22 protein-coding genes and 2 pseudogenes are annotated in these 26,078 nt (G+C 73.0%); 14 read left to right on the top strand and 10 right to left on the bottom strand.

Going from position 1 to position 26,078, the window contains the following annotated elements:
- Positions 1-28: 28 nt before the first annotated feature.
- The 3 genes from ACFWEG_RS19405 to ACFWEG_RS19395 all read right to left on the bottom strand — a co-directional run bounded on the left by ACFWEG_RS19405 (position 29) and on the right by ACFWEG_RS19395 (position 2,786).
- Positions 29-1,333, bottom strand: coding sequence for a M28 family peptidase (locus ACFWEG_RS19405; RefSeq protein ID WP_387216633.1), 1,305 nt, complete (start codon positions 1,331-1,333; stop codon positions 29-31).
- A 181-nt stretch (positions 1,334-1,514) separates the two neighbouring features.
- Positions 1,515-2,000 (bottom strand): hypothetical protein, encoded by a 486-nt coding sequence (locus tag ACFWEG_RS19400; RefSeq protein WP_387216631.1) that lies wholly within the window; start codon positions 1,998-2,000, stop codon positions 1,515-1,517.
- 204 nt (positions 2,001-2,204) lie between these two features.
- Positions 2,205-2,786 carry a histidine phosphatase family protein gene (locus tag ACFWEG_RS19395; RefSeq protein WP_387216629.1) on the bottom strand — a complete coding sequence of 194 codons (582 nt, stop codon included), beginning with the start codon at positions 2,784-2,786 and terminating at the stop codon, positions 2,205-2,207.
- 282 nt (positions 2,787-3,068) lie between these two features.
- On the opposite strand from ACFWEG_RS19395, the gene ACFWEG_RS19390 reads away from it, so the two are divergent.
- From ACFWEG_RS19390 to ACFWEG_RS19380, 3 genes are all read left to right on the top strand, one after another.
- Positions 3,069-3,287 (top strand): CbtB-domain containing protein, encoded by a 219-nt coding sequence (locus ACFWEG_RS19390; protein ID WP_387216627.1) that lies wholly within the window; start codon positions 3,069-3,071, stop codon positions 3,285-3,287.
- Positions 3,288-3,324: 37 nt separating this feature from the next.
- Positions 3,325-4,101 carry a CbtA family protein gene (locus tag ACFWEG_RS19385; RefSeq protein ID WP_387216625.1) on the top strand — a complete coding sequence of 259 codons (777 nt, stop codon included), beginning with the start codon at positions 3,325-3,327 and terminating at the stop codon, positions 4,099-4,101.
- 65 nt (positions 4,102-4,166) lie between these two features.
- A complete protein-coding gene (locus ACFWEG_RS19380; protein ID WP_387216623.1) occupies positions 4,167-4,661 on the top strand; it encodes an NUDIX hydrolase in 495 nt (164 codons plus the stop codon).
- 13 nt (positions 4,662-4,674) lie between these two features.
- On the opposite strand, the gene ACFWEG_RS19375 is transcribed toward ACFWEG_RS19380, so the two are convergent.
- The 5 genes from ACFWEG_RS19375 to ACFWEG_RS19355 all read right to left on the bottom strand — a co-directional run bounded on the left by ACFWEG_RS19375 (position 4,675) and on the right by ACFWEG_RS19355 (position 11,684).
- Positions 4,675-6,147 carry an ABC transporter substrate-binding protein gene (locus ACFWEG_RS19375; protein WP_387216621.1) on the bottom strand — a complete coding sequence of 491 codons (1,473 nt, stop codon included), beginning with the start codon at positions 6,145-6,147 and terminating at the stop codon, positions 4,675-4,677.
- A gap of 3 nt (positions 6,148-6,150) precedes the next feature.
- Positions 6,151-8,142: a hypothetical protein gene (locus tag ACFWEG_RS19370; RefSeq protein ID WP_387216619.1), complete on the bottom strand. Its 1,992-nt coding sequence runs from the start codon at positions 8,140-8,142 to the stop codon at positions 6,151-6,153.
- 156 nt (positions 8,143-8,298) lie between these two features.
- On the bottom strand, positions 8,299-9,135 hold the full coding sequence (locus ACFWEG_RS19365; protein ID WP_387216617.1) for an aminoglycoside 3'-phosphotransferase: 837 nt from the start codon (positions 9,133-9,135) through the stop codon (positions 8,299-8,301).
- A 5-nt stretch (positions 9,136-9,140) separates the two neighbouring features.
- Complete coding sequence (locus tag ACFWEG_RS19360; protein WP_387216615.1) at positions 9,141-10,238, bottom strand: ATP-grasp domain-containing protein; 1,098 nt, start codon at positions 10,236-10,238, stop codon at positions 9,141-9,143.
- A 252-nt stretch (positions 10,239-10,490) separates the two neighbouring features.
- A complete protein-coding gene (locus ACFWEG_RS19355; RefSeq protein ID WP_387216613.1) occupies positions 10,491-11,684 on the bottom strand; it encodes a damage-control phosphatase ARMT1 family protein in 1,194 nt (397 codons plus the stop codon).
- Positions 11,685-11,837: 153 nt separating this feature from the next.
- Here ACFWEG_RS19355 and ACFWEG_RS19350 point away from each other — a divergent pair, with 153 nt between their 5' ends.
- Both ACFWEG_RS19350 and fabG read left to right on the top strand, forming a co-directional pair.
- Positions 11,838-13,022 (top strand): thiolase family protein, encoded by a 1,185-nt coding sequence (locus ACFWEG_RS19350; protein ID WP_387216611.1) that lies wholly within the window; start codon positions 11,838-11,840, stop codon positions 13,020-13,022.
- 43 nt (positions 13,023-13,065) lie between these two features.
- A complete protein-coding gene (gene fabG / locus ACFWEG_RS19345) occupies positions 13,066-13,830 on the top strand; it encodes a 3-oxoacyl-ACP reductase FabG (RefSeq protein ID WP_387216609.1) in 765 nt (254 codons plus the stop codon).
- Between the two features lie 34 nt (positions 13,831-13,864).
- Here fabG and ACFWEG_RS19340 read toward each other — a convergent pair whose 3' ends face one another.
- Positions 13,865-14,098 (bottom strand): WhiB family transcriptional regulator, encoded by a 234-nt coding sequence (locus tag ACFWEG_RS19340; protein WP_387216607.1) that lies wholly within the window; start codon positions 14,096-14,098, stop codon positions 13,865-13,867.
- 152 nt (positions 14,099-14,250) lie between these two features.
- On the opposite strand from ACFWEG_RS19340, the gene ACFWEG_RS19335 reads away from it, so the two are divergent.
- The 3 genes from ACFWEG_RS19335 (at position 14,251) to ACFWEG_RS19325 (ending at position 17,933) form a co-directional block, all read left to right on the top strand.
- A complete protein-coding gene (locus ACFWEG_RS19335) occupies positions 14,251-16,158 on the top strand; it encodes an ABC transporter ATP-binding protein (protein WP_387216605.1) in 1,908 nt (635 codons plus the stop codon).
- Between the two features lie 210 nt (positions 16,159-16,368).
- The gene (locus ACFWEG_RS19330; RefSeq protein WP_387216603.1) at positions 16,369-17,655 is read left to right on the top strand and encodes a globin domain-containing protein; all 1,287 of its coding nucleotides are present in this window, start codon (positions 16,369-16,371) and stop codon (positions 17,653-17,655) included.
- Positions 17,656-17,711: 56 nt separating this feature from the next.
- Positions 17,712-17,933, top strand: a complete 222-nt coding sequence (locus ACFWEG_RS19325) for a hypothetical protein (RefSeq protein ID WP_387216601.1) — start codon at positions 17,712-17,714, stop codon at positions 17,931-17,933.
- A 67-nt stretch (positions 17,934-18,000) separates the two neighbouring features.
- Here ACFWEG_RS19325 and ACFWEG_RS19320 read toward each other — a convergent pair whose 3' ends face one another.
- Positions 18,001-18,525 (bottom strand): DUF1772 domain-containing protein, encoded by a 525-nt coding sequence (locus ACFWEG_RS19320; protein WP_387216599.1) that lies wholly within the window; start codon positions 18,523-18,525, stop codon positions 18,001-18,003.
- 276 nt (positions 18,526-18,801) lie between these two features.
- Between ACFWEG_RS19320 and ACFWEG_RS19315 the strand changes: the two are divergent.
- From ACFWEG_RS19315 to ACFWEG_RS19290, 6 genes and pseudogenes are all read left to right on the top strand, one after another.
- A pseudogene (locus ACFWEG_RS19315) lies at positions 18,802-19,632 on the top strand (LysR family transcriptional regulator); the annotation flags it as partial.
- Positions 19,633-19,803: 171 nt separating this feature from the next.
- Positions 19,804-21,122 (top strand): annotated as a pseudogene (locus tag ACFWEG_RS19310) (D-arabinono-1,4-lactone oxidase).
- Positions 21,123-21,484: 362 nt separating this feature from the next.
- Positions 21,485-23,224, top strand: coding sequence for a DUF262 domain-containing protein (locus ACFWEG_RS19305; protein ID WP_387216597.1), 1,740 nt, complete (start codon positions 21,485-21,487; stop codon positions 23,222-23,224).
- Positions 23,225-23,259: 35 nt separating this feature from the next.
- Complete coding sequence (locus ACFWEG_RS19300) at positions 23,260-24,540, top strand: type II toxin-antitoxin system HipA family toxin (protein WP_387216595.1); 1,281 nt, start codon at positions 23,260-23,262, stop codon at positions 24,538-24,540.
- Between the two features lie 144 nt (positions 24,541-24,684).
- The gene (gene panD / locus ACFWEG_RS19295; RefSeq protein WP_387216593.1) at positions 24,685-25,113 is read left to right on the top strand and encodes an aspartate 1-decarboxylase; all 429 of its coding nucleotides are present in this window, start codon (positions 24,685-24,687) and stop codon (positions 25,111-25,113) included.
- A 32-nt stretch (positions 25,114-25,145) separates the two neighbouring features.
- Positions 25,146-25,793, top strand: a complete 648-nt coding sequence (locus ACFWEG_RS19290; RefSeq protein WP_387216591.1) for an arylsulfatase — start codon at positions 25,146-25,148, stop codon at positions 25,791-25,793.
- The last annotated feature ends 285 nt before the right edge of the window (positions 25,794-26,078 follow it).

Here is a 26,078-nt window from a genome sequence, read left to right as displayed (position 1 = left end):
GCCCCGGTTCCGGCGGTGCGCGGAGGGGTCAGAACGTCAGCCTGACGCTGTTGATGTAGCCCGTGTCCTGCGCGGCGACGTCCTGCGCCCGCAGCCGCCAGGTGCCGTTCGCGACCTCGGAGGAGGCGTTCACGGTGTAGGTGGCCACGATGTTGTCGGCCGAGTCGCTGCTGCTGGAGTTCTTCAGCCGGTAGGCCGAGCCGTCCGGGGCGACGAGGTCGAGGACGACGTCACCGCGGTAGGTGTGGACGACGTTCACGTCCACCTTCAGCGTCGAGGGGGCGTTGCCCGTCCGGCCCGTCACCGTGACGGGCGAGCTGACGGCCGCGCCGTTGTCGGGGATGGCGACGTCCGCGGTGTTCTCGAAGCTGGTGCCCGGCGGCGGGGTGGTCGTGCCCGCGGACAGCGTCCAGATCGCGTGCGCGACCGCGTCGCTGTTGCGGTCCAGCGCAGTGTCGTTGATGTTCGCCGTCGTGTCGCACGACGTGTGGTAGCAGCGGTCGAACGCCTGGCCCGACGTGCCGCCCCACTTCTGCGCCTGCGCCGCGGTCTTCGTCCGGCTGGCCCCGGTGAACAGACCGCCCACCGGTATCCCGACGTTCTTGAACGAGGCGTGGTCCGAGCGGCCGTCGCCCTCGGTCTCGATCTCCGTCGGGACGCCGAGGCCGGCGTAGTAGTCCTTGAACGTCTTCTCGATGGCGGGGTCGTCGTCGTAGACGAAGTAGCCCGGGTTCGGCGAGCCGATCATGTCGAAGTTCAGGTACCCCGCGAACTTCGCGCGCTCCGCCGACGGCAGACCGTTCACGTACGCCTTCGAGCCGACCAGGCCCAGCTCCTCCGCGCCCCACCAGCCGAACCGCAGGTGCTTGTCGGGCTGCAGCTGGGCGCGGGACACCGCGAGCGCGGTCTCGAGTACCGCCGCGGATCCCGTGGCGTTGTCGTTGATGCCCGGGCCCGACGTCGTCGAGTCCAGGTGTGCGCCGGCCATCAGCACCTGGTTAGGGTCGCCGCCGGGCCAGTCGGCGATCAGGTTGTAGCCCGTCGCCCCGTTGTACGTGAACGTCTGCAGGCTCGTGGTGTAGCCGGCCGCGTCCAGCTTGCCCTTCACGTAGTCGATCGACGCGCGGTAGCCGGGGCGGCCGTGCGCCCGGTTCCCGCCGTTGGCGGTCGCTATGGACTGGAACTGCGTGAGGTGCGCCTTCACCGACGCGAGGGGTATGTCCGGCGCGGCCGCGATCTGCGCGGGCGCGGCGCTCGCGCCGGGGGTGGCGAGCAGGAGGCCGGCGAGGGCCGCCGCCGTCGTCGCGGTACGTCTGAGGACCGAGTGGGTCACGGTGGGCTCCGGATTCCGTGTGGGGGATGTACGGAATGTGCGGGACGCTCCGGGCGGGTGGCACGGGGTGTCCGAGGTGCGGAGTGCGGTGTGATGCTCGGGGATGGGCTGACCGTGCGTCAAGAGGGCGCGGGAGGCCCGGTCGCCCCGGGCGTTCCCGGTCGTCGGCGTACGCGTCCGGTCAGTCGTGGAAGTAGGTGTCGAGGACGCTGTCGAGGGACGTGGTCCAGTCGGAGAGGACCGTCTTGGAGGGGGCCTCGACGTCGCCGGGGTACCAGCGGTGGTTGGGGAGGTGGACGACGACGGAGAGGCGTCGGCCGAACCGGGGCGTGTCGTACTCGACCGCCGCGATCTCGTCCCAGCCGAACTCCGCCTCCTGGTCGTCGAGGCGCAACCGCACCCCGCTCGCGTCCGCGACGACGGCCGCGCGGCGGTCCGAGGCCTCGAAGGCGGGGCCGTCGGCGACGGGGACCCGGTCCTCGACGGCGGCCTCCTCCGCGTCGGCGTCGGGCTCCGCGTCGACCGCCGCACCGGTCTCGACGGCCGGCTCCCGCGCCGGTTCGGGCTCGGGCGCACGCCGGGGGGCCGGAGTCAGTCCGGGGACGGCGCCGGGGTCGCTCGCTGCGGTGTTCACGGGCGGGATGCTCTCTTCTCTGCGCTGTTCCACGCGCGCAGTATGGACGATGCCGCTGTGAGGGTGAACACCGGGCCGCCGACGGCTGGTCCCGCCGACGGCCCGGGGAGTGGCGGCCGCACCGGGGATTCGGACACGACCCCCGGTCGACGCTGCGGCAACTATAGGGACACGCACCGCGCGTTCGGCCACCACTTCGGACCGTTCGTGTCGTATCCGTGATCATGCGGGACCGGCTCAGGACGCCCCCAACGGCTCCCCGACCCGCAGGTTCCACCGTCCGGCCCGCCCGCTGAGCCGCGTCAGCGTCAGCGGTGCGACGTCGAGCCGCCAGAACGCCTCCAGGGGCAGGCCCAGCGCGTGCGTGAGCACCGCCCGGACCGGTGCGGGGCCGGCGACCGCGAGCACCCGGCCGGCGTCCGCGGGCAGCCCGTCCAGCCACCCGCCGGCCCGTCCGACGAGCGCGGCGAGCGACTCCCCGCCGTGCGGCGCGGCCGCGGGATCACCCAGCCACGCCGCCACCGCCGCCGGCTCCGACGACGCCACGTCGTCGAGCCGCAGCCCCCGCCACCGCCCCATGTCCCAGTCGGCAAGGGCGGGTTCGGGCGAGGCCCGCACCCCGAGCGCCCGCGCCGTTCCGAGCGCCCGCGCCGACGGCCCGCGGACCACGAGGTCCGCGGCCGGCAGCCCCGACACCGCCCGCGCCCGCGCCTCCCCCCGCGCGTCGAGCCCGTCCCCCGACCCGTCCCCGCCGTCGAACCGCGCCTCCCGCGCCGGCCCGCTGGCCGCGGGTGAGACCAACATCACCCGTACCGTCATCCCCGCCTCCTCCGCGGCCCCCGGCGGCCCGCGCGCCCAGCACATCACGCGGACCGGGAGCCGCCGCGACGGGCCCTCGCGCCGTAGCGGCGACGCCACCGAGGCGGTACGGTCGCGTGGACATGACGAGGGCGTGACGGAAGTCCGGTGAGAACCCGGCACGGTCGCGCCACTGCGGACCGCGCCGGCCACCCCAGGGTGGCCGAGCGCGGCGAGTCAGACCCGCCGCCCTCGTCCACGGCACCACGACCGGGACGCGTTGATCCCTCAGGAGGTTCTGCCATGGCGCACATCGCCGCGCCCACCACCCCCGCCGCACCGGCGGTCACCCCCATCTCGCTGAAGGCGATAGCCCCGTGGGCGGTCTTCTTCGGCGTCGTCGCCCTGATCCTGCTCTACTTCGTCGGCGCGGAGCAGGGCGCCACCTCGCTGTTCGCCGGCGAGGGCGTGCACGAGTGGGTCCACGACGGCCGTCACCTCCTCGGTTTCCCCTGCCACTGACGACCCGACGCCACAGAACCCCAGGGGACAACCCGAGATGAACACCCTCTCCGTCCGCGCGCTGCTGGTGCGCGGCATGGTCGCCGGCCTGATCGCCGGCGTGCTCGCCCTCGCGGTGGCCTACGTCCTCGGCGAGCCGCGGATCGACGCCTCGATCGCCGTCGAGGAGGCCGCCGCCGCGCACGCCCACGGCGCGGCGCACGGCGCCGATGCGGCCGAGGAACTGGTCAGCCGCACCGAGCAGTCCACCGTTGGCCTCGCCACCGGCATCCTCGTCTTCGGGATCGCGATCGGCGGCACGGCCGCGCTCGCGTTCGCAGCCGCCCTCGGCCGGCTCGGCCGGCTCGGCGCGCGGGCGACCGCCGCCGTGGTCGCCGGCGCCGGCCTGGTCGCGGTCTACGTGATCCCGTTCCTGAAGTACCCGCCCGCCCCGCCGGCCGTCGGCGACCCCGACACGGTCGGCGAGCGCACGGCGCTGTTCTTCCTGATGGTCGCCCTGAGCCTGCTGCTCACCGTCGGCGCGTTCCTCGCCGGCAAGCGGCTCACCCCCCGGCTCGGCGCCTGGAACGCGACCCTCGCCGCCGGCGGCGGACTGCTGCTCGCGGTGGTCCTCGCCTACGCGTTCCTGCCGTCCTACGAGCCGCTGCCCGTGGGCTTCCCCGCCAACCTGCTCTGGCAGTTCCGGCTCGCCTCGCTCGCCGTGCAGGCCACTCTGTGGGCCGGCTTCGGCCTGGTCTTCGGCTACCTCGCCGAGCGGCTGGTCGAGCAGCGCACGGCGGCGGACGCGGCTCCCCGCGAGCCCGTCGCCGTCTGAGCACCCGCGAGCACCGGGGCCGCCCGGACTGGCTCCGGGCGGCCCCGCTGGTGTTGGCTTCGACCATGCACGCCTCCGAACGCCAGGAACGTCCCGAACGCGCCCGGCCCACCCCCAACAGCCTCGCCGGCGTCGGCCTCGTCGTCGTCCGCCCCGACGGGCACGTCCTGCTCGGCCTCGGCCACGACGGCCGGTGGGAACTCCCCGGCGGCAAGCTCGACGCGGGGGAGGGCTTCGAGCAGGCCGCCGTGCGCGAACTCGCCGAGGAGACCGGCCTGACGGCCTCGGCCGGTGACGTCCGGGTGCTCGCCGTCCTCGTCGCGGACCGCGGCGGCGTGCCCGGCCTGACGGCCGCCGCCGTCACCGAGCGGGCGGCGGGGGAGCCCCGGGTGACCGAGCCGGACAAGATCGCCCGCTGGGCGTGGCACGCCCCCGACGCCCTGCCGACCGCGCTGTTCGCCCCGTCGGCCGACGTCCTCGCCTGCTGGCGGGCCGAGGACCACGCCGCGGCCGTCGCCCCGCGCGCGCACCACTACCCGGTCCGCACCCCGGCCGGCTGAGCCCGCGCGCCGCTCAGCGCTCGCCCGCCGGCCGCCCGGCCGGCGCGGAGACGTCGATCAGCTCGGAGCGGCCCGTGGGCGTCAGCTTCATGATCGGCACGGCCTTGTCCTTCGGGTTCCCGTCCGCGCCGAACGACAGGAAGCCGCTCGCGCCGGGGACCTGCTGGCCGCCGCCCATCTGCTGGAACATCCGCCCCACCGCCGGACCGGTGACCTCGCTGCGCCAGCCCGACGCCATCCGGACGCCCTGCGCGGCGGTCAGGACGGCGTCGTGCGCCATGATGTCCTGCCCGTCGTACCGGGGGTCGGCGGGGAACCAGCGATCGAGCAGCCCACCGGGGCGGAAGTGCCGCGCGGAGGGGCCGGAGACGGCCGAGGGGTCCCGCTGCCACATGTCGGTGTGGGCGAGCCCGGTGTAGAGCATCTCGACGCCGCTCGCGGCGGCCGCGGCGAGCTCGTCCGGCTCCAGGTTCGTGGTGTCGTCGCCGGCCATCACCGTGAACTTCTGCTCCTGGCACGGGCGGTTGGCGAGCGCGTCGAGGAAGTGCGTCAGGTGCCGGCCTCGGCCGGCGAAGTAGACCAGCCGCGGCTTCGCCTCGCACAGGTCGCCGGGGATGAAGCGCAGTTCGTTCGGCCAGGCGTCGGGCACCGAGGAGTCGAAGGTCCGCGTCTCGCGGACCAGCCGGTGGCGGGCGTCGGGGTAGGCCTCGGTGAACGCCGCGCCCAGCGTGGAGGCGTACAGGTTGCGCTTGGCGGCGTCCTGCACCACGACGGCCGTGCCGTAGCGCTTCTCCCGCTTCAGGTACGCCACCGCCGCCCGCGCCTCGTCGACGTTGGTGGGCGCCGCCCGGACGAAGCCGGGGATGTTCCGTATGCTCGTCGCCGTCATCGTGCTGGCGACGGTCGCCAGACCGGCCTCGGACAGCGTCCGCAGGGCGGTCACGTTCTCCGAGGTGCTCGGCCCGAGCCCGGTGACCGCGACCAGCCGCTGCGGGCCCTCGGCCGACGCCACCAGCTCGCCGACGGTGTGCTCCCAGTGGGCCGACCGGCTGCCGCTGTTGGCGATCAGCAGCCGGATCTTCGGGGTCGCGTTCAGGTCGCCGCGGTTGTGCCGGTACTGCGCGAGGTAGGCGCCCTCCAGCTCGTGCCGCACGGAGTCCTCGGAGTTGCTGTCGTCGTCGGTGAGGGTGAAGGAGGTGAGGTAGGCGACGCTGACGTAGGGCTGGTCGCCCTTCTCCTTCTCGACCAGCGCGTTCTCCTCGCGGATCTTCGCGGTGACGTCCGCCAGGTGCGGGGCGAAGGTGTAGGCCCCGTCGGTCACCCCGACGCACTCGCCGTCCCGCTCGACCACGCCGTCGGCGCAGCGGGCCTGCCCGTCGCGGTAGCGGTCGCAGCCGTAGAGGCCGCCGGCGACCAGCGCGACCGCAACGGCGACCGCGACGGCGGCGCGCCGCACCACATGGAGCGGAAGCTCGATCCTCGCCATCCGTCACACACCTCCGGTCCAGGTCAGCGGGTGGCGCCAGGCGCTGTAGCGCTCGGAGGCGTTGAGCAGCGCCACGGTGTCGGTCCTGCGCAGCCGGGAGAGCTGGATGAACCCGTCCGCCAGGATCGTGTTGAGCCGCATGGCCGGGTCGGCGAGCGGATCGCTCCACAGCCAGCGCGCGGCGACCAGCTCCCGGACGACGGAGGCGGCGGTGACGGACTCGTCGCGGCCGGGCGGTGCGAGCCCGGCCAGCATCTCCAACGGGCCTCCGACCGGAAGCAGTCGGTTCGGAGCGGAGGTGATCCGGTCGTACTCGCCGATCCACTCGTCGACGGGGGCGCGCAGGAACCGCTCGTGCAGGTACCCGGCCACCAGGTCGAGTCGTCCGGCGGCCAGCCGGTGGTACATCTCGGGCACCTTGCGGCCCTCGGCCGCGAAGTGGTCGCCGAGCAGCTCGTGCGCCGCGTTCCAGTCGCCGGGGGAGCGGGCGAGCTGCCACAGCAGCAGGCGGCGCAGCCACGGGTGGAGGACGGGCGTCAGCGTGCCCGGGTCGTCGAGCAGCCTGCGCGCCCTGATCTCGGTGAACAGGAACTCGCCGTGGTCGAGCACCCGGGTCCCCACCGACAGGTCCTGCGCCGCCGCGCACTCGGCCAACCGCTCCCGCTCGCGGGCGTCGAAGCCGTCGAGGAGGTGGGCGAGGGCCGCCTCGGCCAGCGTGGCGGAGTCCTCGCCGCCGGGCACCGCCAGCCCCGGCAGGCTCCGCAGCCAGCGCTCCTGGGCCGGCCCCTGGCCGGTCGGGGCGTCCGGCCGGCGCAGCATCTCCAGGACCTGCTGGACCGCGCGCGGAAGTCCACAGGTGAGCCGGTGCACGAACGGGGCCAGGCGCACGAAGGGCGCGAGGTCGGGGTGGAGGCGGGCCTGGGTCTCCATACGCAGCCGCACCTCGTCGAGGTTGAGGTCGCGCAGGCGCAGCGGGTACCACCACGAGTCGTCGCCGTCGCGCGGCGGTCGGTGCTCGTGCCAGTCGGCGAGCCCCGCCCGGTCGGGCAGCCGCAGCCGCCAGGACCACTGCTCGCCGGTGGCCGGGCCCCAGCGGGGCAGCCAGCGGTTCGAACTGGCCACGACCGTCAGCGGGTCGCAGGGCGCGCCCCGTATCACGGTGTCCTCGTGCCGGGCGCGCAGCAGCAGGTCGAGGAAGGAACGGCCGTAGTGGCTGTGGGTGTTGTCGAGGAGCAGCAGGTGGGAGCGGGGGCTGAAGCTGTGCGCGGCGCCTCGCCGCAGGTCGGCGAGGAAGGCGGAGAACAGCACCCGGTCCAGGCGCTCCTCGTCGTCCGCGCGGCCGCCGTGCCGCCACAGGTTGAGCTCGACGAGCGCCTCCCACCGGTCGCGGCTCGGCACCAGCGGATGGGCGCCGTACCAGGCGGCGTTCGCGCTGAACCGGCCGCCGCCCGGCATCCTGCGCCGGCCGCGGCGGACGGCGTCGTCGAGCAGCGCGTGCACCGCGGCGGAGGCGCCCGCGGGGGCGCCCAGCGCGCTGCCCGCCACGTCGAGGAACGCGCCGAGGACGTCGCCGTAGCGGTTCTCGTAGTGCGTCCGGAAGGCGTCGAGGCCGCGCCGGATGTCGCGCCGGCCCGAGGCGAGGTCGGTGATCCGCAGGTCCTGGTCGGAGGCGAGCAGGCCGAGCGTGAGCAGAGGGAAGCGCGAGCGGCGGTAGCGCGGCAGCTTGCGCTCCAGCTGGCGGGCGATCAGCCCGAGCGCGTACCGGGGGAGCAGGGTCTGCTCGACGCCGAAGTTGACGTAGGCGAAGGGGTAGTCGGGGCCGAAGCGCTCCATCAGCGCGTTGTGCGCCTCACTGGCCCCGCTGCCGCGCGGCCCGAGCAGGACGGTCACCGGCCGCTCGGCCGTGGGCGGTTGGTGGAGGCAGGCGTCGACCAGCGACACGATCCCGTTCCGCCCCCGCATGCCCATGCCGGGGCCCGCGCCGAACTCCGTCATCCCGCCGTCCCCCGTCCCCCTCCGCCGCGCGGTCCGGCCCACCGGCCCGTCGCGCGACGCCCCCTCGGACGTATCCCGTCCCGCCCGTCCGTCCGAGGATGCCACGCCCCACCGACACTGCGACCGGTGCGGACGCGTTTTCGACCGGTCCGTTCGTCAGGACGCCGGCCCCGGCCCGAAGAACGTCTCCAACTCGTCGTGCAGCGCCAGGCGTTCGGGTTCGACGCGGTCGCGGCCGTAGGCGTCCAGGAACAGTTCCACGTCCGCCTCGCCGAACTGCGGGTTGAGGTCGTTGCGCAGGCTGCGCACCAGGTCGGCGAGGTCGGCGTGCGGGTCGCCGCGGCCGGCCCGGGCGAGGTCGACGAAGCCGAAGGTCCGCTCCGGGGTGATCAGGACGTTCGGCAGCGAGAGGTCGCCGTGGACCAGGGTCGCCGGCCCCGGACCGAGGGCCTGCGCCCGCTCCTCGCACTCCTTGAGGGCGACCGCGGCCGGCGGCCCCTGCACCCCGGCGGCCGACCAGGCGCGGTCGACGAGCCCCGCCTCCACCCGCCGCCGCGCGAGCCGCAGCAGCCCGGCCGGGGTGCGGTCGTAGCGCGCGCCCGCGATGCCGCCGAACCCGTGGAGCACGCGGGCGGCCCGGGCGAGCAGGGCGACGACGCCGGCACGTTCCGCCGCCGGCCAGGGGTCGGAGGCGGGCCGGCCCGGCTGGACGCCGGTCAGGAGCCAGGTCCAGCCGTCCCGCACGCCCGAGTCCAGGACGGGCGGGACCGGCAGCCCGATCCTTCCGAGCACCGTGAGCCGGTCGGCCTCGTGCAGGAGGTCGGTGACGAGTCCCGGCGCGACGGCGAGCTTCACGTAGGCGACCGGCCGCCCGCCCGCGTCGCGCAGCCGGACGACGCGGGCGCCCGACAGACCGAGCACCACCGGCTCCTCGGTGACGGCCCCGAGCGAGGGGTCGGCGAGCGGGAGGACGGGGACCTGGGACGGACTCATGCGCCCTATGGTGCCGCAGGCACCTGCGGGGCGACCGCCACCGGCCGCGCGGACGACTCGGTCCGCTGGTGCGGCAGCGCGACCGGCCGCAGCGGCCGGGGCCCGGCCACCACCGCGTAGTCCGGGCCGAGGAAGTCCGGCGTCAGGTCGCCGGGCTCCTCGCCGAGCGCCATCCGCAGCGCCGCGAACGGCACGTTCAGGTCGCACTGCGCGAGCTGGTGCAGCCCGCCGGCGGGCCGGGTGTTGACGTCGAGCAGCACCGGCTCGCCCTCGTACAGGCGGAACTGGATGTTCGTCAGCCAGTGCAGGTCGAACGCCTCGGCGAGCGCCCGGGCGGGCTCGATCCAGGACGGGTGCAGGGTGAAGCCGCGGCGGCGGCCGTTCTTCGTCCGGCCCACCGCGAGCCGCACCTTGCCGTCGGTGCCGGTCAGGCAGTCGACGGACACCTCCGGCTCCTCCAGGCGCGGCATGACCAGCCAGTCGACCTCGCGGTCGCTCTCCGCCAGCGCCTGGCGCACCAGGTCCAGCGGCACGTACGGGCTCGGGAAGCCGCCCAGGTGCAGCAGCGAGAACGGGCTGCGGGTGATCATCCGGAAGCCGACGCCGCCCGCGCCCGAGGCGGGCTTGAAGCAGGCGGTGTGCCCGGTGGCCTCGATCGCCTCGACGGCGGCGACCAGCTCGTCCTCGGTGCGCACCCGGTGCCAGGGCGGGGTGGGGATGCCGATCGCCGAGCACGCCTCGTACGCGGTGATCTTGTCCTCGAAGACGGCGACGGCCTCGGCGGGCGGGGTGACCAGGACGGTGCCGAGCGCCGCGAACTCCGCGCGGGCGGCGGCGATCGCGGCCTGGTTCTCGCGGACCACGAAGACGTCGATGCCGTTCTTCGCGCAGTGGTCGAGGGCGTACTCGACGTACGCGGCCGAGGACAGGCCCTCGGGCTCCAGCGAGGCGGTGTCGGCGGCCATCAGGACCGGCGAGTCGGGGTCGGCGTGGCTGGCGTGGATCTCCACCGGGCGGCGCTGCGGATTGTTCCGCAGCTGATCGATGAAGAACACGTTCTCCGCGTACGTGCGGTTGAGCCAGACGCGTACGCGTGAGTCCATTCAAGGTGCCTTTCTCGTCTTCCGGGCAGGCCGGAGGGGCGGCCGAGGGCATGGCTGCGCCGGCCGGGGGGTAAGGGGAGCCGCCAAGTCGCCTGACATGAACGGAAGTTCGCGGCGTGTGCGGTACCTCCGATCATACGGGGTCCCAGGCGGTCGCACTGCTACGTCCGTGTAAATCATCCGGTCACCCGGCGGTCATCTCCGGTCGCCGGCCGATCGTCCTCGACCCACCCGGTCGGGCGGGTCCGCGCGTCAGCCCCTGACCTGCACCAGCGCGTGCGTCCCTGCGGTCCGCCAGCCGGGTTCCACCGCGTCGAGCCGGGTGAGATCCGTCGCCGTGATACCGGTCACCACGTCGCTCTTGCACGTGCGCAGGGCGGCCACCGGTCCGGGGAAGTACGCCGTCGCCTCGCGGAACGGCAGGTCGGCCGGCCAGTGCCGGTCGCCCACCAGGCGGCGGTAGTTGAGGTCGCCCTTCATCACGGTGAGCGCCGCCCCGCCCCACTCCGCGCGCAGTTCGTCCGGCGCCTCGGCGTACCCGTACGGCGCGACGGCGAAGGGGTGCGCGAGCAGCCGCAGCCGACCGTCCCCGACGGCCGACCGCAGCCGGTCCGCCGTGGCCCGCGCCCGGGCGCCTGGCGCGGCGGCCATCCGGCGCAGGCAGGCGAGCGCGTCCGCCGGCGTCGCGTCGGAGACGAAGTACGGGTACGGCTTCACGTGCAGCGTCACCCGCCCCGCCCGGCCGCCGGCCAGCAGGTGGTCGGCCAGGACCAGGTCGGGCAGCAGCTCGGGCCCCGCGTTGTCCGCGACGAGGTGCACCGCCCCGCCCGGCCGGCGGTCCAGCGCGCTCCAGAACTCCGCCGCGTCGTCCGCGATCAGCCCGGGGACCTTCGCACCGAGCCCTTCGTCCCCGACCGACAGCCGGAAGCCGAGGTCGGCGCGGTTGCCCCAGAGCGAGGCGTGCAGGACGGCGGTGTCGCGCTCGGCGGGCGGCATCCCGTCGAGGGCGTCGAGGGACGCCAGCTCCTCGGTCACCCCCTCGCCGGTCAGGTCGGCGGTCTTGAACGGCTCGAACGGGTCGACGCCCCGCCACGGGCCGGGCCGGAAGTAACCGAGGGCCGCGAGCAGCCTGCGGTAGAAGTAGCTCTCCGCCCAGAGGAAGGGGGCCGCCAGCCACGACCCGCCCCAGTGCGGGCGCCCCCACTCCAGCCACGGCTCGGCGTGCGGCTCGCCCTCGGGGAGCGGCCGCAGCACGTCTTCCGTGACCTCGGCCAGTAGGGCGTCGAGCCCGCGCAGCTGCTCGGCTCCGTAGGCGGTGGCGGACCGGACCCGCTCGATCAGGGCGGGGTGCCGCTCGGTGAGCACGCCGTGCGCGAACGAGCCGGGGGTGCCGGTGACGACGGGGGCGGGGGAGGCGTGCTCACCGGCACGAGGAGAGTCGGGCATGGGTCGCATTGTGCCCGGGGTGCGCCCCCGCTCCCCTTCCGCCCGGGCGCGCCGCCGTCTAGAGTCCGGTCCGCAGCTGCTTAACTAGCACTGCTAATTTCCAGTCGCGTCCCCGTCGACCGCGTCCACGAGATCGACCCTCCGGAGCCGCACGTGCGCCCAGTCCACTTCGTCGCCGCCCGCCGCACCCCCATCGGCAGGCTGCGCGGCGCGCTGTCCTCCGTCCGCCCCGACGACCTCGCCGCCCACGTGGTCCGCGCGCTGGCCGACGGGCTGCCGGGGCTCGACCCGGCCAGGATCGACGACGTCTACTGGGGCGCGGCGAACCAGGCGGGCGAGGACAACCGGAACGTGGCCCGGATGGCCGTCCTGCTGGCCGGGCTGCCGGAGACCGTGCCGGGGGCGACCGTGAACCGGCTCTGCGCCTCCGGCCTGGAGGCCGTCACCGGCGCCGCTCGGGCGATCGCGTCCGGCGAGGCGGACGTGGTGATCGCCGGCGGCTCGGAGTCCATGAGCCGGGCCCCCTTCGTCCTCCAGCGCCCCGACGAGGCGCTGCCGCACCGGATGGACACCGCCGACACCCGGCTCGGCTGGCGGCTGGTCAACCCCCGGATGAAGGACCTGCACGGCCTGCTCGCCATGGGCGAGACCGCCGAGGAGGTCGCCGCCCGCCACGGCATCGCCCGCGAGCGCCAGGACGCCTTCGCGCTCCGCAGCCACCGGCTCGCCGCCGAGGCGGTGGAGAACGGCCATTTCGACGCAGAGCTGCTGCCGGTCACCCGCCCGGACGGCGTGGTCGTCTCCGCCGACGAATGCGTCCGCCCCGACACCTCCCTCGACAAGCTCGCCGCCCTGCGCCCGGTCTTCCGCGCCGGCGGCAGCGTCACGGCCGGCAACGCCTCCCCGATGAACGACGGGGCCGCCGGCCTCGTCCTCGTCGGCGAGGACGTCCTGGACGAGCTCGGCCTCGAGTCCCTCGGCCGGTACGTCGCCGGAGCCTCCGCCGGTGTGCACCCCGACGTGATGGGACTCGGACCCGTCCCCGCGACCGCCAAGGTGCTCGCCCGCACCGGCTGGGACGTCGGCGAGGTGGACACCGCCGAGTTCAACGAGGCCTTCGCCGCCCAGGCGCTCGCCTCCGTCGACGGCGTCGGCATCGACCCCGACCGGGTCAACCCGAGCGGCGGCGCGATCGCACTCGGCCACCCGCTGGGCTGCTCGGGCGCCCGCATCCTCACCACCCTGCTGCACCGGATGCGCCGTACGGACGCCCGCCGGGGGCTGGCGACGATGTGCGTCGGGGTCGGCCAGGGCGCGGCCGTACTCGTCGAGCGCTGAACCGCTTTTCCGCGCCCAGGACTTCGAACGAACAGGACACCGTATGACCACCCTCCGCTTCACCGGCCGCACCGCCGTCGTCACCGGCGCCGCCCAGGGCATCGGGGCCGCCACCGCGCGGCTCCTCGCCGAGCAGGGCGCGGCCGTCGCCGTCGTCGACCTCACCGAGGAGCGGGCCGAGGGCACCGCCGCCGAGATCCGCGCGAAGGGCGGGAAGGCGACCGCGTACGGGTGCGACGTCACCGACCAGGACGCCGTCGAGGCGGTGTTCGCACGGATCGCCGAGGAGCTCGGCGGGATCCACATCCTGGTCAACAACGCCGGGATCACCCGCGACAACCTGTTCTTCAGGATGCCGAAGGACGACTGGGACGCCGTCCTCACCGTCAACCTGACCAGCGTCTTCAACTGCTCCCAGGCCGCCCAGAAGTACATGTCGCAGCAGCGCTACGGGAAGATCGTCTCGCTCTCGTCCCGCTCGGCGCTCGGCAACCGTGGGCAGGCGAACTACGCCGCCGCGAAGGCCGGCATCCAGGGCTTCACCGCGACCCTCGCCATCGAGCTGGGCCGCTTCGACATCAACGTCAACGCCGTCGCCCCCGGCTACATCGCGACCGCGATGACCGCCGCCACCGCGCAGCGGGTCGGCGCGAGCGCGGAGGAGCACCAGCGGCTCGCGGCCGAGCGGACGCCGCTGGGGCGGGTCGGCCGGCCCGAGGACGTCGCGAACGTGGTCGCGTTCCTCGCCTCGGACGAGGCGGCATACGTCAGCGGCCAGACGCTTTACGTCAACGGCGGTGCGCGCTAGGGGTGTTGCAGGCCTCAGGCCGCGCGTGGGCCGCTCAGCCCGCGTGCGCGTGACGCCGGCGGCGCAGCTTCTCGCGGTCGTCCTCCGTCGTCCCGCCCCACACCCCGGTGGGCCGGCCGATCTCCAGCGCCCACTCCAGGCAGGCCGCTCGGACCGGGCACCCGGCGCAGACGGCCAGCGCGCGCTGCTGGTCGCTGAGGCCGGGGCCCGACTGGCCCACGGGGAAGAACAGTTCGGGGTCCTCGTGCAGGCAAGCTGCCTCTCGCATCCACTCCATGTACTGCGGGTGGCCGAGGCCCGCCGCCCCAAACACCGAACCCGTGAACCGGCGTGAATCTCTCGTGCCCCGCGTGCCCGTCCGCGCCCCGACGACGGTCCCGCGCTTGACCTCAAGTCCGCTTCAGGTCCTACGGTCCCGGTATGGACATGGAAATCACCGCCTGGCACTCCCTGCAGTCCCTGCGCGCCGAGCAGGACCGCCGCCCGCTCGGCCGGGCCACCCTCCGCCGGATCGGCCGCTTCGCCCGCCCGCACCGGGCCCGGATCGGCCGCTTCCTCGCGGTGAGCGTCCTCGCCGCGCTGCTCGCCGTCGCCACGCCCGTCCTCGCGGGCCGGGTCGTGAACGCGATCGTCGCCGGCGACGACCCCTCGGCGGTCACCCGGCTCGCGCTGCTCATCGCGCTGATCGCCGTCCTGGAGGCCGGACTGGGGCTGGTGTCCCGGCTGCTGTCCGCGCGGCTCGGCGAGGGCCTCATCCTCGACCTGCGCACGGCCGTCTTCGACCACGTGCAGCGGATGCCCGTCGCCTTCTTCACCCGCACCCGCACCGGCGCGCTGGTCAGCCGGCTCAACAACGACGTGATCGGCGCCCAGCGCGCCTTCTCCGGCACGCTGTCGGGGGTGGTGGGCAACGTCGTCACCCTGCTGCTCACCCTCGTGGTGATGCTGTCGCTCTCCTGGCGCATCACGCTGCTCGCCCTGCTGCTCCTGCCGGTCTTCGTGATCCCCGCCCGCCGGACCGGCAGCCGGATGGCCCGGCTCCAGCGCGAGGCCGCCGAGCACAACGCGGCCATGGGGACCCGGATGACCGAGCGGTTCTCCGCGCCCGGCGCCACCCTGGTCAAGCTGTTCGGCCGCCCCGCCGACGAGTCCGCCGAGTTCGCCGCCCGCGCCCGCCGCGTCCGCGACATCGGCGTGCGCACCGCGATGGCGCAGACGGTCTTCATCACCGCGCTCACCCTCGTCTCCGCGCTGGCCCTCGCCCTCGTCTACGGCCTCGGCGGGGCCTACGCCCTGCGCGGCTCGCTCGACCCCGGCGCCGTCGTCGCGCTCGCCCTGCTGCTCACCCGGCTCTACGCGCCGCTGACCGCGCTCGCCGGGGCCCGGGTGGAGGTGATGAGCGCGCTGGTCAGCTTCGAGCGGGTCTTCGAGGTGCTCGACCTGAGGCCGCTGATCGAGGAGCGCCCCGACGCCCGCGAACTCCCCGACGGCCCGCTGTCCGTCGAGTTCGACGACGTCCGCTTCGGCTACCCGTCCGCCGACAAGGTCTCCCTCGCCTCGCTGGAGGAGGTCGCCACGCTGGACACCCGCGGGGGCGCGGAGGTCCTGCACGGGGTCTCCTTCCGCGCCGCCCCCGGCCGCACCGTCGCCCTCGTCGGCTCCTCCGGCGCGGGCAAGTCCACCGTCGCGCAGCTGCTCCCGCGGCTGTACGACACCGACGCCGGCGCCGTACGGATCGGCGGGGTCGACGTCCGAGAGCTGACCGCCGAGTCGCTGCGGGGCGCCGTCGGCATGGTCACCCAGGACGGGCACCTCTTCCACGACACCGTCCGCGCCAACCTGCTCCTCGCCCGGCCCGGCGCGACCGACGGCGAGGTGTGGGAGGCGCTGCGCCGGGCCCGGCTCGACGCGCTGGTCCGGGAGCTGCCCGACGGGCTCGACACCGTCGTCGGCGAGCGCGGCTACCGGCTCTCCGGCGGCGAGCGCCAGCGCCTGACGATCGCCCGGCTGCTGCTCGCCCGCCAGCGGGTCGTCATCCTCGACGAGGCCACCGCCCATCTGGACAACACCTCCGAGGCGGCCGTCCAGGAGGCCCTGACCGAGGCACTGGAGGGGCGCACCGCCCTGGTCATCGCCCACCGGCTGTCCACGATCCGCGCCGCCGACCTGATCCTGGTCGTCGAGGACGGTCGTGTCGTCGAACGGGGCGACCACGAGGGGCTGTTGGCGCGGGGTGGCCGGTACGCGGAGCTGTACCGGACGCAGTTCGCGGCCGAGGGGAGCACGCCCCAGGAGCGGTCGGCCGAGGAGCGGACGGCCGTCGCCTGACCGGGCCGGCGCGGGGGTGGCACCTGCGGGCGCGAAACGTGACGAGAGGGTGGGCGACGTCACGTGCGTCCGAGGAGGGACCTGTTCCGGAAGTGGTGGCGAGATCCATGTCCGCGATGGTTGTCTTGAGGCCGTCGGATGATCGGTTGTGCCGGATATCGGTCGCTCGTGGATGCGGACACGGCGCCCTCGAACGGGAGTTGAGGTGCCGTGAAGGACGAGGACGTGCGGCTCGTGCGTGCGAGTTTCGAGCGGGTGAGCCGTCGGGCCGATCACGCGGTGAAGTTCTTCTACACCCACCTCTTCGCCAACAACCCCTCGGTGCGCGGGCTGTTCCCCGAGGACATGGGCGAGCAGCGCGACCGCCTGTTCGCGGCGCTCGGCCACGTCGTCACCCACCTCGACGACCCCGCCCTGCCGGGTGTGCTGCTGCAACTCGGCCGCGACCACCGCAAGTTCGAGGCAGCAGACGCCCACTACGACGCCGTCGGGGCGAGCCTCGTCGCCGCGCTGGCCTACGTCAGCGAGCAGACCTGGGACGCGCGCACGGAAGCGGCGTGGGTCGCCGCCTACACCGTCGCCGCCGGCGCCATGCGGCAGGGCGCCGCGCTCGCCGAGGCGGCGGGAGAACCGTCGCACTGGGACGCGACCGTCCTGAGCCACCGCCTCCACCACGGCCACACCGCGGTCCTGACGGTGCTCACCGACCGCCCCTACCCCTACCGGTCCGGCCAGTACGCGACGCTGTGCAGCCCGCGCCGGCCGCGGGTGTGGCGCCCGTACTCCGTCGCCTGCGCCCCGCGCGGCGACGGCATCCTGGAGTTCCACGTCGCGCGCGTGCAGGGCGGACTGCTCAGCACCGCGCTCTGCGACGAGGTCCGCCCCGGCGACCGGCTGCGCCTCGGTCCGGCCTCCGGAGCGGTCACGGCGCCCGCGCGCCCCGCGTCCGACATCACCCTGTTCGCCGCAGGCAGCGGCTGGTCGTCGACGAAGGCGCTCCTGGAGGAGCTCCGCGGCGCCCGGCCCGAGCCGCGCCTGCGGCTGGAGATCCTCGCCCGCACCGAGGCCCACTCCTACGACCTGCCCGTCGTGGGCGCGCTGCCCCACCGCCACGCGTCGATCGACGTGTCGTGGTGGCATCCGCGCCCCTTCGAGAGCCGCGCCAACGCCACCTCGCGCTTCCACGCCTCGATGGCCGCCCGCGACGACTGGGCCGACCAGGACGTGTACCTCAGCGGTCCGCCCGCGTTCGTCTCGGAGCTCGTCGAACTGCTCGTCCGGCGGGGCGCCGACCCCGACCGGGTCCGCTTCGACCCGGTCCCGCCGTCCGCCACCGCCGCCCAGCGCACCCTCTCCCACGCCGAGCACTTCCTCGACCCCCGCCCCACCCCCTGGATCGACCCCGCCGCCCGCACCGGCGCCGTCCCCGACACCGCCCCGCCACCCGGCCCCGGCCCCACCCCCTCCCTCGCCGGACGGCTGCGCCCACTGCTCTGACGGACGTCGACCGGAGCATCCTGCGCGAGCTGGCCGACGCGGGGAACGAGACCGCCTTGGACCGGCTGGCCGACCTGGCCGAGGCCGCCGGGGACCTGACGGAGCTGAGCGAACTGCTCGACGAGGGGTCCGGGCGCGCCGGACTGCTGTTCACCCGGCGCGCGGTCGCGGCGGGGGACCTGCGGGAGCTGGAGCGGATCTGCGACGCGGGGTACGACGACGCGGGCAAGGAGCTTGACGCCCTGCTGGCGATCGGTGCCGGTGGACGGGGCGACTGAGCCCGACCGGGGTTCGCCTGCCGGGGTCCGCCGGCCGGGGGCGGGGTGGGCGGGACAGCGGGCAGTGTCACGCTCCCCGTACCGGGGTCGGCTCCGACCGCGGCCCCTTGTCCGGAACCTCGTGCGACTGGTACGTCCTGTGAAGCATCAGCGCGCGGGCCGTGCAGGCGAACGCTCCGGTGTGGAGGAGGGCGCGGACGGCATTCCAGAAAACCCAACCGCCCTCGAACCGGTCGGGATCGCCGGCCGCCGCCAGAGCGTCGTTGAGCGGGACGTTGAAGCCGCCGGTGACCGCGAAGGCCGCTCCGTACAGGGCCAGCGCGGCGACCAGCGAGGGGAGTGCGGCACGGTCGGGTCCCCGCCGGGCCAGGACCGCGGCCCGTCCGAGGAGCGGGACCGCGCCCAGGAAGGGAACCATGAACACCGGGTTCACGATGGCCGCGTTGACGCCCTGCATCGCCTCGACGAAGGTCCGGTCGGAGGTGCCGGCCAGACCGGGCATGACGGCGTAGGCGAAGCCGGCGAGCAGACCGGCCCTGAGGCCGGTGCACAGCGTGGCGGCGAGCAGGGCCGCGGACCGCGGTCGTCTCATGAGGTGCTCCCGGTGGTAGGCGCCCGGACGCCGGTCGCGGCGGTCCGGCGGGCGTAGGCGGCGAAATCCGTGGCCGGGCGGCCTAGGACCTCCCGGGCCCCGTCGCCCAGGTGGGCGTTCCGGCAGGTCGCGACCGGTCGGCAGGCGCGTGACGCGGCGGCCGGTCCTGCCGGTGCCGCCGAGCGCGAGGGTCAGGTCGTCACGTCCCACGGGGATCTCCCCCACGTCTGCCATCGGAGCGGCCGTGCCGTCCGGCCGCTCCCCCATCCTTCGGCAATGGGATCCACACAACAACGGGCAACCGTGCAAGGATCGTTGACCCACAGGTTCATGAACGGACTGGCGGCCGGACGGGCGGGGCGGGGCATGGAACGGCGTGACATCGAGATCTTCCTGACCCTCGCCGAGCGGCTGCACGTCTCGGTCGCCATGGTCAGCAAGACGATCAGGAAGCTGGAACGCGCGGTCGGGGCCCCGCTCTTCGAGCCCACCAGCCGGCGGGTGGGCCTGACCCCCATCGGAGCGCGGCTGAACGACGACCTACGGCCCGCGCGGCAGCAGATCCTCGACGGCTTCGCCCGGGCCGTCGCGGCCGGTTCGGGGCTCGACGGCCCACTGCGCTTCGGCTTCCTCGGCACCGCCGTCGCCCGGTTCGTGCTGCAGGTCGCCGAGACGTTCCAGGCCGAGCACCCGGCCTGCCGGGTCGAGATCATCGAGAGCAGCTATGTCGACCACCGCACGCTCCTGCACGACATCCTGCTGACCGCCCACTCGGGGGTCGCCCGCGACCGCGTCGAGAGACCCGTCCTCATCAGCGAACCGTCCTTGCTTGCCGTCTCCGCCCGGCACCCCTTTGCCGGCCGCCCCTCCGTCGCCCTGGAGGATCTCGCCCGCGACAAGGTGCTGCGCCCGCGCGGCATCCCCGCCGCTATCGACGCCCTCGCCGTGCCGAGCCGCACGCCCACCGGCCGGGCGATCGACCGCGGCGCGGACTTCGCGACCGCCCAGGAGATGCTCGCCCTGGTGGGAGCGGGGCGCGGCGTCTTCCCCGTCCCCACCCACGCGGCCCGGCACGATGTACGTCCCGACGTGGCCTACGTCCCCCTGACCGACGGCCTCCCCTACGCCTGGCGCCTCGTCTGGCGGGGCCGCCACCGAGACCGGCCGCGTCCGCACCTTCCGCCGGGCTGCGCAGGCCTTCGTCACGACCCACGGGAACCCGCTCCTCACCCCCTGATCCCCGCCGCCGGCGCACACCGCCCACCGATCGGAGAGCGCATGACCACCCCGCTGACCAACTGGGCCGGCACCCTCACCTTCGGCGCCGCCCGTGTGCACCGCCCTGACAGCGTCGACGCCGTGCGCCGCACCGTCGCCGGAAGTCCCGCGTTGCGCGCCATCGGCAGCGGACACTCCTTCAGCCGTGTTGCCGACACCGACCACGACCTCGTCCTGCTCGACGCACTTCCTCCTCTCCTCGAGCTCGACCGCGAGGCCTCGACCGTCACCGTGGGCGCCGGCATGCGGTACGCGGAGGTCGCCGCGGGACTCCACCAGGCGGGGTTCGCGCTGCCGAACCTCGCCTCCCTGCCGCACATCTCCGTGGCGGGCTCTTGCGCGACCGGCACCCACGGCTCGGGCAGCACACTGCGCTGCCTCGCGACATCGTTCCGCGCGCTGGAGCGCGTCGGCCCCGACGGCGATCTTCTTGTGTCGGAGCGCGGCGCCGACCCCTCGTTCCCCGGCCAGGTGATTGCGCTCGGAGCCCTCGGCGTCGTCACCCGGCTGACCCTGGACGTCGAGCCCGCCTTCGAGGTGGCGCAGCACGTCCGCGTCGACGTCCCGCTGGAGGAGGTCGCCGAGCGCCTGGGCGACGTCCTGGACGCCGCCTACAGCGTCAGCTTCTTCACCGACTGGCATGCCCCGGACTGCCAGGTGTGGCTGAAGCACCGCACGGACCGCGAACCCGGTAGGTGGCGGGGCGGGCGGCCCGCCACCGAGCCGCTGCACCCGATTCCGGGCTTCCCGTCCGACGCGAGCACCGCCCAACTGGGCGTTCCAGGGACCTGGTTCGAGCGCCTGCCGCGCACTTCCGGCCCGAACTGGAGCCGGGGGCGGGAGAGGAGCTGCAGTCCGAGCTCTTCGTGTCGCGCGAGGACGCGCCCGCGGCCTTCGCCGCGTTGCGCCCGCTGGGTGACCTCCTCGCGCCCGTGCTGCACGTCGCGGAGGTGCGCTCCGTCAGCGCCGACGACCTGTGGCTGAGCCCGGCGCACGGCCGGGACTCGGTCACCTTCCACTTCACCTGGATCAAGGACGAGGCTGCCGTCCGGCCCGTCCTCGCCGCGGTGGAGGAACGCCTCGCCCCGCTGGGGGCCCGGCCGCACTGGGGCAAGCTCACCTTGATGCCGCCCGAGGACGTCGTCGCCCGCTACGACCGCGCCCCGGACTTCGCCCGCCTCCTGACCGAGCACGATCCGGACGGAAAGTTCCGCAACGCCTTCATCGACGGCCACTTCCCCGACCCTCGGACGCGGGCCACCCGGTTACGGGGAGCCGACCAGCCCGGAGAAGCCTGCGGCCCCCTGCCCGTAACGTGACTCGTTGTACCCTGACGACTCCGCCCTTGACCTGCAAAAACGCAGACAGAGGAGTGAGAGGGGCCTGAGCGTGCGGTTGAGTGTTCGGACTGGTCAGACGTCGTACGACTCATCTGGTCAGCAATCGTTCATTAGGGGGCGCAGATGGGGCCCTGCTTGCTTAAGCTGGCAACTTCGTGCACGGATGGGTAGTTGCGGCGTCGACGTGTGGTTCGAGCTGCCGTATTCAGACTCTGGGTGAGAAAGGGCAGGCCATCAACCTCGACAATGCCACGCTGGTCCGGCTTGACGTCGCCATGTTCTGACTGGGCCCGCAAAGTGGCTTCCAGCATCATCTGACCAGGATCCGACAGGAGTAGGAAATGTCCGAGACCGCCCCGGGCCTCTCGACACAGCCCACCGCCACCACCTACGAACTCGGTGACTTCGTACCATGGGCTTGGCAGGGCCGGATCAGGGTGCCGCACTTCCAGCGTGGCTTCCGCTGGCAGACCAAGGATGTGCTGCGGCTCTTTGACAGCATCGTGCGCGGGTACCCGGTGGGCAACCTGCTCCTGTGGGTGCGGAAATCCCCGATGGACAAGATCAAGCTGGGGCAGCTCGTCATCGACGCGCCGGCGCACGACGAAGTGATGTGGGTGGTCGACGGCCAGCAGCGCCTGACCAGCCTCGCCAACGCGCTGCACCCCGAGGGTAACAAACACGAGCCGTTCAGCGTGGTCTACGACCTGGCGGAGGACCAGTTCATCGAAACACCCCGGTACGGACTCGAGTCGCATCACATCGACGTCCCCACGCTCTTCGATGGCCGCCGCTTGCTGAGCTGGTTCCGTACCCAGGGGCCGGACGTAGAGGACTACTACGACAAGGCCGAGGAGGTCTCCACGAAGCTCCGCCAGTACAAGGTCCCTGCCTATCTGGTTCGTCAGGACGACGTACGCGTCCTGACGGACATCTTCGACCGGATGAACAACTACGGTCGGCGACTGAACCGAGCGGAGATCTTCACGGCCTTGAACTCTGGTACCGAGGAGGGTTTCGAAGGCAGGCTGAACTTTTCCCGTATCGCGGACAACGTGGCCGCCCGCACGTTGTTCGGGACCATCGACGTCAACACCATTCTCGCGGCGTTCCTGGCGCGGCGGGGTCCAGATCCCATGCGGGACATCCGGACCGAGTTCAGTACCGACTCCCGCCGCTCGCAGCTCGAGTTCGTGGAGGACGAGCAGACGGCCTACCGAGAGGCTGAGGAGGCCTTGGTGCGCGCCGTCACGTTCCTGATCGAGACCGCAGGGGTGCCGCACATCGCCCTGCTTCCCTATCGGGCCCAGCTCGTAGTCCTGACGCGATTCTTCGCGCACTTCCCGGAGCCCACGCTGAATAGCCAGCGCTTGTTGCGGCGTCTTTTCTGGCGTCTATCGATCGCGGGTCCTTCGGTTTTCAGGGGCAGCTTCACTCAGTTCAGCCGCACTCTGAGCAACAAGATCAAGCCCGGTGATGAAGAGGGTTCCTTGCAAGCGCTCCTGGAGACGATGAAGGGTGCTGTCTATGCTCGTCCCAACCCGGATCGCTTTCGGACCAACGAGGCCACCACGAAGATCGTGTTGAGCGCATGGTGGTCCTTGCGGCCCCGTTCCCTTGCCACAGGGGCCCCAGCGGACGTCCAGAGCCTGTCCAGTGTCCTCGGCGATGAGCAGACACCGGTCAGTGCCACCCCGTACGTCTTCCCGCGCCTGAATGAGCCGGGTGAAAAAGGCAAGCGGCTGTGGGCGGCGAACCGGATATTCCTGCCGTTTGGCGAGGACTTTCCTTCCGAGGTCTTTCGTATGATCGCGGAGCCCCGTATCGACCTCGACGAGACCACCCGGCGGGAGCTCATCGACTCGCACCTCATCAATGATGATGCTCTCGAGGCGTTGTCGCGGAACGACCGCACCGGTTTCCTCGAAGCGCGCCAGTTGAGCGTTCGCGCTCACCTCGATGAATTCCTTGCCCGAATGACCGAGTGGGACTACGAGGACACGCCGTCCCTTGACGGATTGGACTTCGACGACGAGGAGATCGAGCCGGAGATCGATTTTTCTGACGATCAGCTCCGATAGCCGCACAGTAATCATGTCATCGGAAAGGGATGTTCATGACCGGTCGCCTGCCGGAAATTTTTCACGCCGTGCTTCTCCACGGCGTGCGGGTGGGCACGCTCTGCCAGCGGGGCGACCACACGCGTTTCGTCCTCAACCAGTCCTACGTTGAGAATCCCTCCAGGCCGGTGCTGGGCCTGCGCTTCGAGGAGGACTTGGGCGGGGCTTACGCTTCTGCTCTGCGGTTGCCCCGCTGGTTCTCCAACCTCCTTCCGGAGGGCCCTCTACGGGAGTGGATCGCCCAGGACCGGGGCGTTGCCCTGGATCGCGAGATGGAATTGCTCGCCCAGGTCGGGCATGACCTTCCGGGTGCGGTCCAGGTGCTTCCCGCGGAGGATCCTGACGACGGCTGGGTATGGAGCGAGGCCGGCAGCGCGCGCAAGGCCGGCGCGTCGACGCGCGCCCCCGGAGGGCAGTCGCCATGGAGGTTCTCCCTGGCCGGCGTTGCCCTGAAGTTCTCTCTGCTGGCCCGAGGCGACCGCCTGACGGTGCCCGTTGGTGGGGAACTCGGAGACTGGCTGGTCAAGTTCCCTGATTACCGTCATCCGCACGTACCTGCCAACGAGTTTGCGATGATGTCGCTGGCCAAGCGGGTGGGCCTGAATGTGCCTGATGTGCGGTTGGTGCACCGGGACGAGTTGGACGGCGTCCCTGACCGCATGTGGCCGAACCGAGAAGAGTGGGCCTATGCGGTGCGGCGGTTCGACCGATCCCCTGAACCCGGGCGCGCGCGCATTCACATCGAGGACTTCGCTCAGGTGAAGGACGTTTACCCGAATGACAAGTACAACTCGTCCTTCGAGACAGTCGCTTCTTTCGCCTACCGTGGCCAGGACTTGGAAGATCTGCAAGAGGCGGTTCGACGGATGGCTTTCTCCGTCATCGTCGGCAACGGGGACGCGCACCTCAAAAACTGGTCATTGATCTATCGTGACCAGATCACCCCGAATCTGTCACCTGTCTACGACTTGGTGTCCACGATCCCCTACACCCCTTCCGACGAAATTGAGGACCTCGGCCTCAAGCTTGGCGGTAGCAAGCGGTTTGAAGCGGTGAGCGCGGCTTCATTCGCACGTCTCGAACGCCGCCTCGATCATCGCTTCGGCGTCACCGGTGCCGAGCTCGAGGAGAGCGCTGTTCGGACTGCGGAGCGGGTACTGGAGGAATGGCCAGCGCACGACCACCTGCTGCGCGAGGCTCCGGACATCCGGTCATCGCTCGCCTCTTGGATCCAGGAATCCGCTGCTCGACTCAAGAGGAGATCCCACATGACGTGATGGCTTCGTGTCCCTCGAATGCATCCGCGCAGAGCAAGCGATGCGGCTGACACCCTTCGAGACCGCTGCGGACCAGTTGTTGAATGTAGATCGCCCTTGACCTGCAAAAACGCAGGCAGGGAGCCTATCGGACGGAGCATTTCCATGATGCGCACCATGTTCAAGTCGAAGATCCATCGCGCCACGGTCACCCAGGCCGACCTGCACTACGTGGGGTCGGTCACGGTGGACGGTGAGCTGATGGAGGCCGCCGACCTGCTGCCGGGGGAGCTCGTGCACATCGTGGACGTGACGAACGGGGCGCGGCTGGAGACGTACGTGATCGAGGGGGAGCGGGGGAGCGGGGTGATCGGGATCAACGGGGCCGCGGCGCACCTGGTGCACCCCGGTGACCTGGTGATCCTCATCAGCTACACGCAGTTGGAGGACGCGGAGGCGCGCGCGTTCGCGCCGCGCGTGGTGCACGTGGACGCGGACAACCGGATCGTGGCGCTCGGCGCGGACCCCTCGGAGCCGGTGCCGGGGGCCGACTTCGCGCGCAGTCCGCACGCGGTGGTGCCGGCCGCCCGCTGAGGGGGCGGCCCGCGCTCGCTAGCATCGCGCGCATGATCACCCTGCTGCACACCTCGCCCGCCCACATCCCCGTCTTCGACGCGCTGCGCGACGCGCACCACCCCGGGGTCGAGCTGCGGCACCTCGTGCACGAGGACCTGCTCGCCCGGGCCCGCGAGGCGGGGCCGCAGGCCGTCGCCGAGAAGGTGCGCGACGTCGTCGCCGGCGCGGCCCGGGACGGGGCTCACGCCGTGCTGTGCACGTGCTCGACGATCGGCGCGGTGGCGGAGGAGGCCGCGGCCGGCGTCCCGGTGCTGCGGGTCGACCGGCCGATGGCCGCGGAGGCGGTGCGTTCGGACGCGATCGTCGTCGTCGCGACGGTCGCGAGCACGCTCGCCCCGACCTTCGACCTGATCGCCGACGAGGCGCTGCGGGCCGGCCGCACCCCCCGGGTGCGGACGGTCCTGGTCGAGGGGGCCTTCGAGCGCTTCTCCGTCGGCGACCTGCCGGGCAGCCTCGAGCTGGTGGACCGGGCGGTCGCCGGCATCCGGGCGGCGGGTGACGAGACGGTCGTCCTGGCGCAGGTGTCGCTGGCGGGGGCGGCGGGCGCGGGCGTGCTCGCCAGCCCGCGCGGCGGCCTCGCCGCGGCGGTCGCGGCGGCCGCCGGAGCGGCCGTCGCCCCCGGGCGTCCTAACGGGTGAGTGGACCGGACCCGCGCGGGTACGCGTGGGATGCATCCAAGAGCCGGAAGCACGGCATCCACTGGCTGGAGGAACACCATGGTCCACCCCGTACCCGACCCCGTACCGCCCGCGCCGACGCCGCCTCCGGGGCCGACCGGCCCCGATCCGGGGCCCGCGCCCGGGCCGCTGCCGGGGCCGACCCCGCAGCCGCCGCCGGCCCCGTCGCCGAACCCGATCCCGGAGCCGCCCCACCCGGAGCCCATCCCGGACCCGGGGCCGCTGTAGAGCTGCAGAGCGGAAACC

Origin of the sequence: Streptomyces sp. NPDC060194 (assembly GCF_042728285.1) — a bacterium.
GTDB lineage: Bacteria > Actinomycetota > Actinomycetes > Streptomycetales > Streptomycetaceae > Streptomyces.
Note: the sequence above shows the minus strand (reverse complement) of the source record. Positions and strands in the feature narration are given on the sequence as shown.

Bases quoted from the DNA above. Each gene is read 5' to 3' on its own strand.
- ACFWEG_RS19395 (WP_387216629.1), bottom strand. From the start codon at position 2,786: ATGACGGTACGGGTGATGTTGGTCTCACCCGCGGCCAGCGGGCCGGCG.
- ACFWEG_RS19365 (WP_387216617.1), bottom strand. From the start codon at position 9,135: ATGAGTCCGTCCCAGGTCCCCGTCCTCCCGCTCGCCGACCCCTCGCTC.
- panD (WP_387216593.1), top strand. From the start codon at position 24,685: ATGATGCGCACCATGTTCAAGTCGAAGATCCATCGCGCCACGGTCACC.
- ACFWEG_RS19320 (WP_387216599.1), bottom strand. From the start codon at position 18,525: ATGAGACGACCGCGGTCCGCGGCCCTGCTCGCCGCCACGCTGTGCACC.
- ACFWEG_RS19300 (WP_387216595.1), top strand. From the start codon at position 23,260: ATGACCGGTCGCCTGCCGGAAATTTTTCACGCCGTGCTTCTCCACGGC.
- ACFWEG_RS19305 (WP_387216597.1), top strand. From the start codon at position 21,485: ATGTCCGAGACCGCCCCGGGCCTCTCGACACAGCCCACCGCCACCACC.
- ACFWEG_RS19380 (WP_387216623.1), top strand. From the start codon at position 4,167: ATGCACGCCTCCGAACGCCAGGAACGTCCCGAACGCGCCCGGCCCACC.
- ACFWEG_RS19385 (WP_387216625.1), top strand. From the start codon at position 3,325: ATGAACACCCTCTCCGTCCGCGCGCTGCTGGTGCGCGGCATGGTCGCC.
- ACFWEG_RS19375 (WP_387216621.1), bottom strand. From the start codon at position 6,147: ATGGCGAGGATCGAGCTTCCGCTCCATGTGGTGCGGCGCGCCGCCGTC.
- ACFWEG_RS19360 (WP_387216615.1), bottom strand. From the start codon at position 10,238: ATGGACTCACGCGTACGCGTCTGGCTCAACCGCACGTACGCGGAGAAC.
- ACFWEG_RS19335 (WP_387216605.1), top strand. From the start codon at position 14,251: ATGGACATGGAAATCACCGCCTGGCACTCCCTGCAGTCCCTGCGCGCC.
- ACFWEG_RS19355 (WP_387216613.1), bottom strand. From the start codon at position 11,684: ATGCCCGACTCTCCTCGTGCCGGTGAGCACGCCTCCCCCGCCCCCGTC.
- ACFWEG_RS19340 (WP_387216607.1), bottom strand. From the start codon at position 14,098: ATGCGAGAGGCAGCTTGCCTGCACGAGGACCCCGAACTGTTCTTCCCC.
- fabG (WP_387216609.1), top strand. From the start codon at position 13,066: ATGACCACCCTCCGCTTCACCGGCCGCACCGCCGTCGTCACCGGCGCC.
- ACFWEG_RS19390 (WP_387216627.1), top strand. From the start codon at position 3,069: ATGGCGCACATCGCCGCGCCCACCACCCCCGCCGCACCGGCGGTCACC.
- ACFWEG_RS19370 (WP_387216619.1), bottom strand. From the start codon at position 8,142: ATGACGGAGTTCGGCGCGGGCCCCGGCATGGGCATGCGGGGGCGGAAC.
- ACFWEG_RS19290 (WP_387216591.1), top strand. From the start codon at position 25,146: ATGATCACCCTGCTGCACACCTCGCCCGCCCACATCCCCGTCTTCGAC.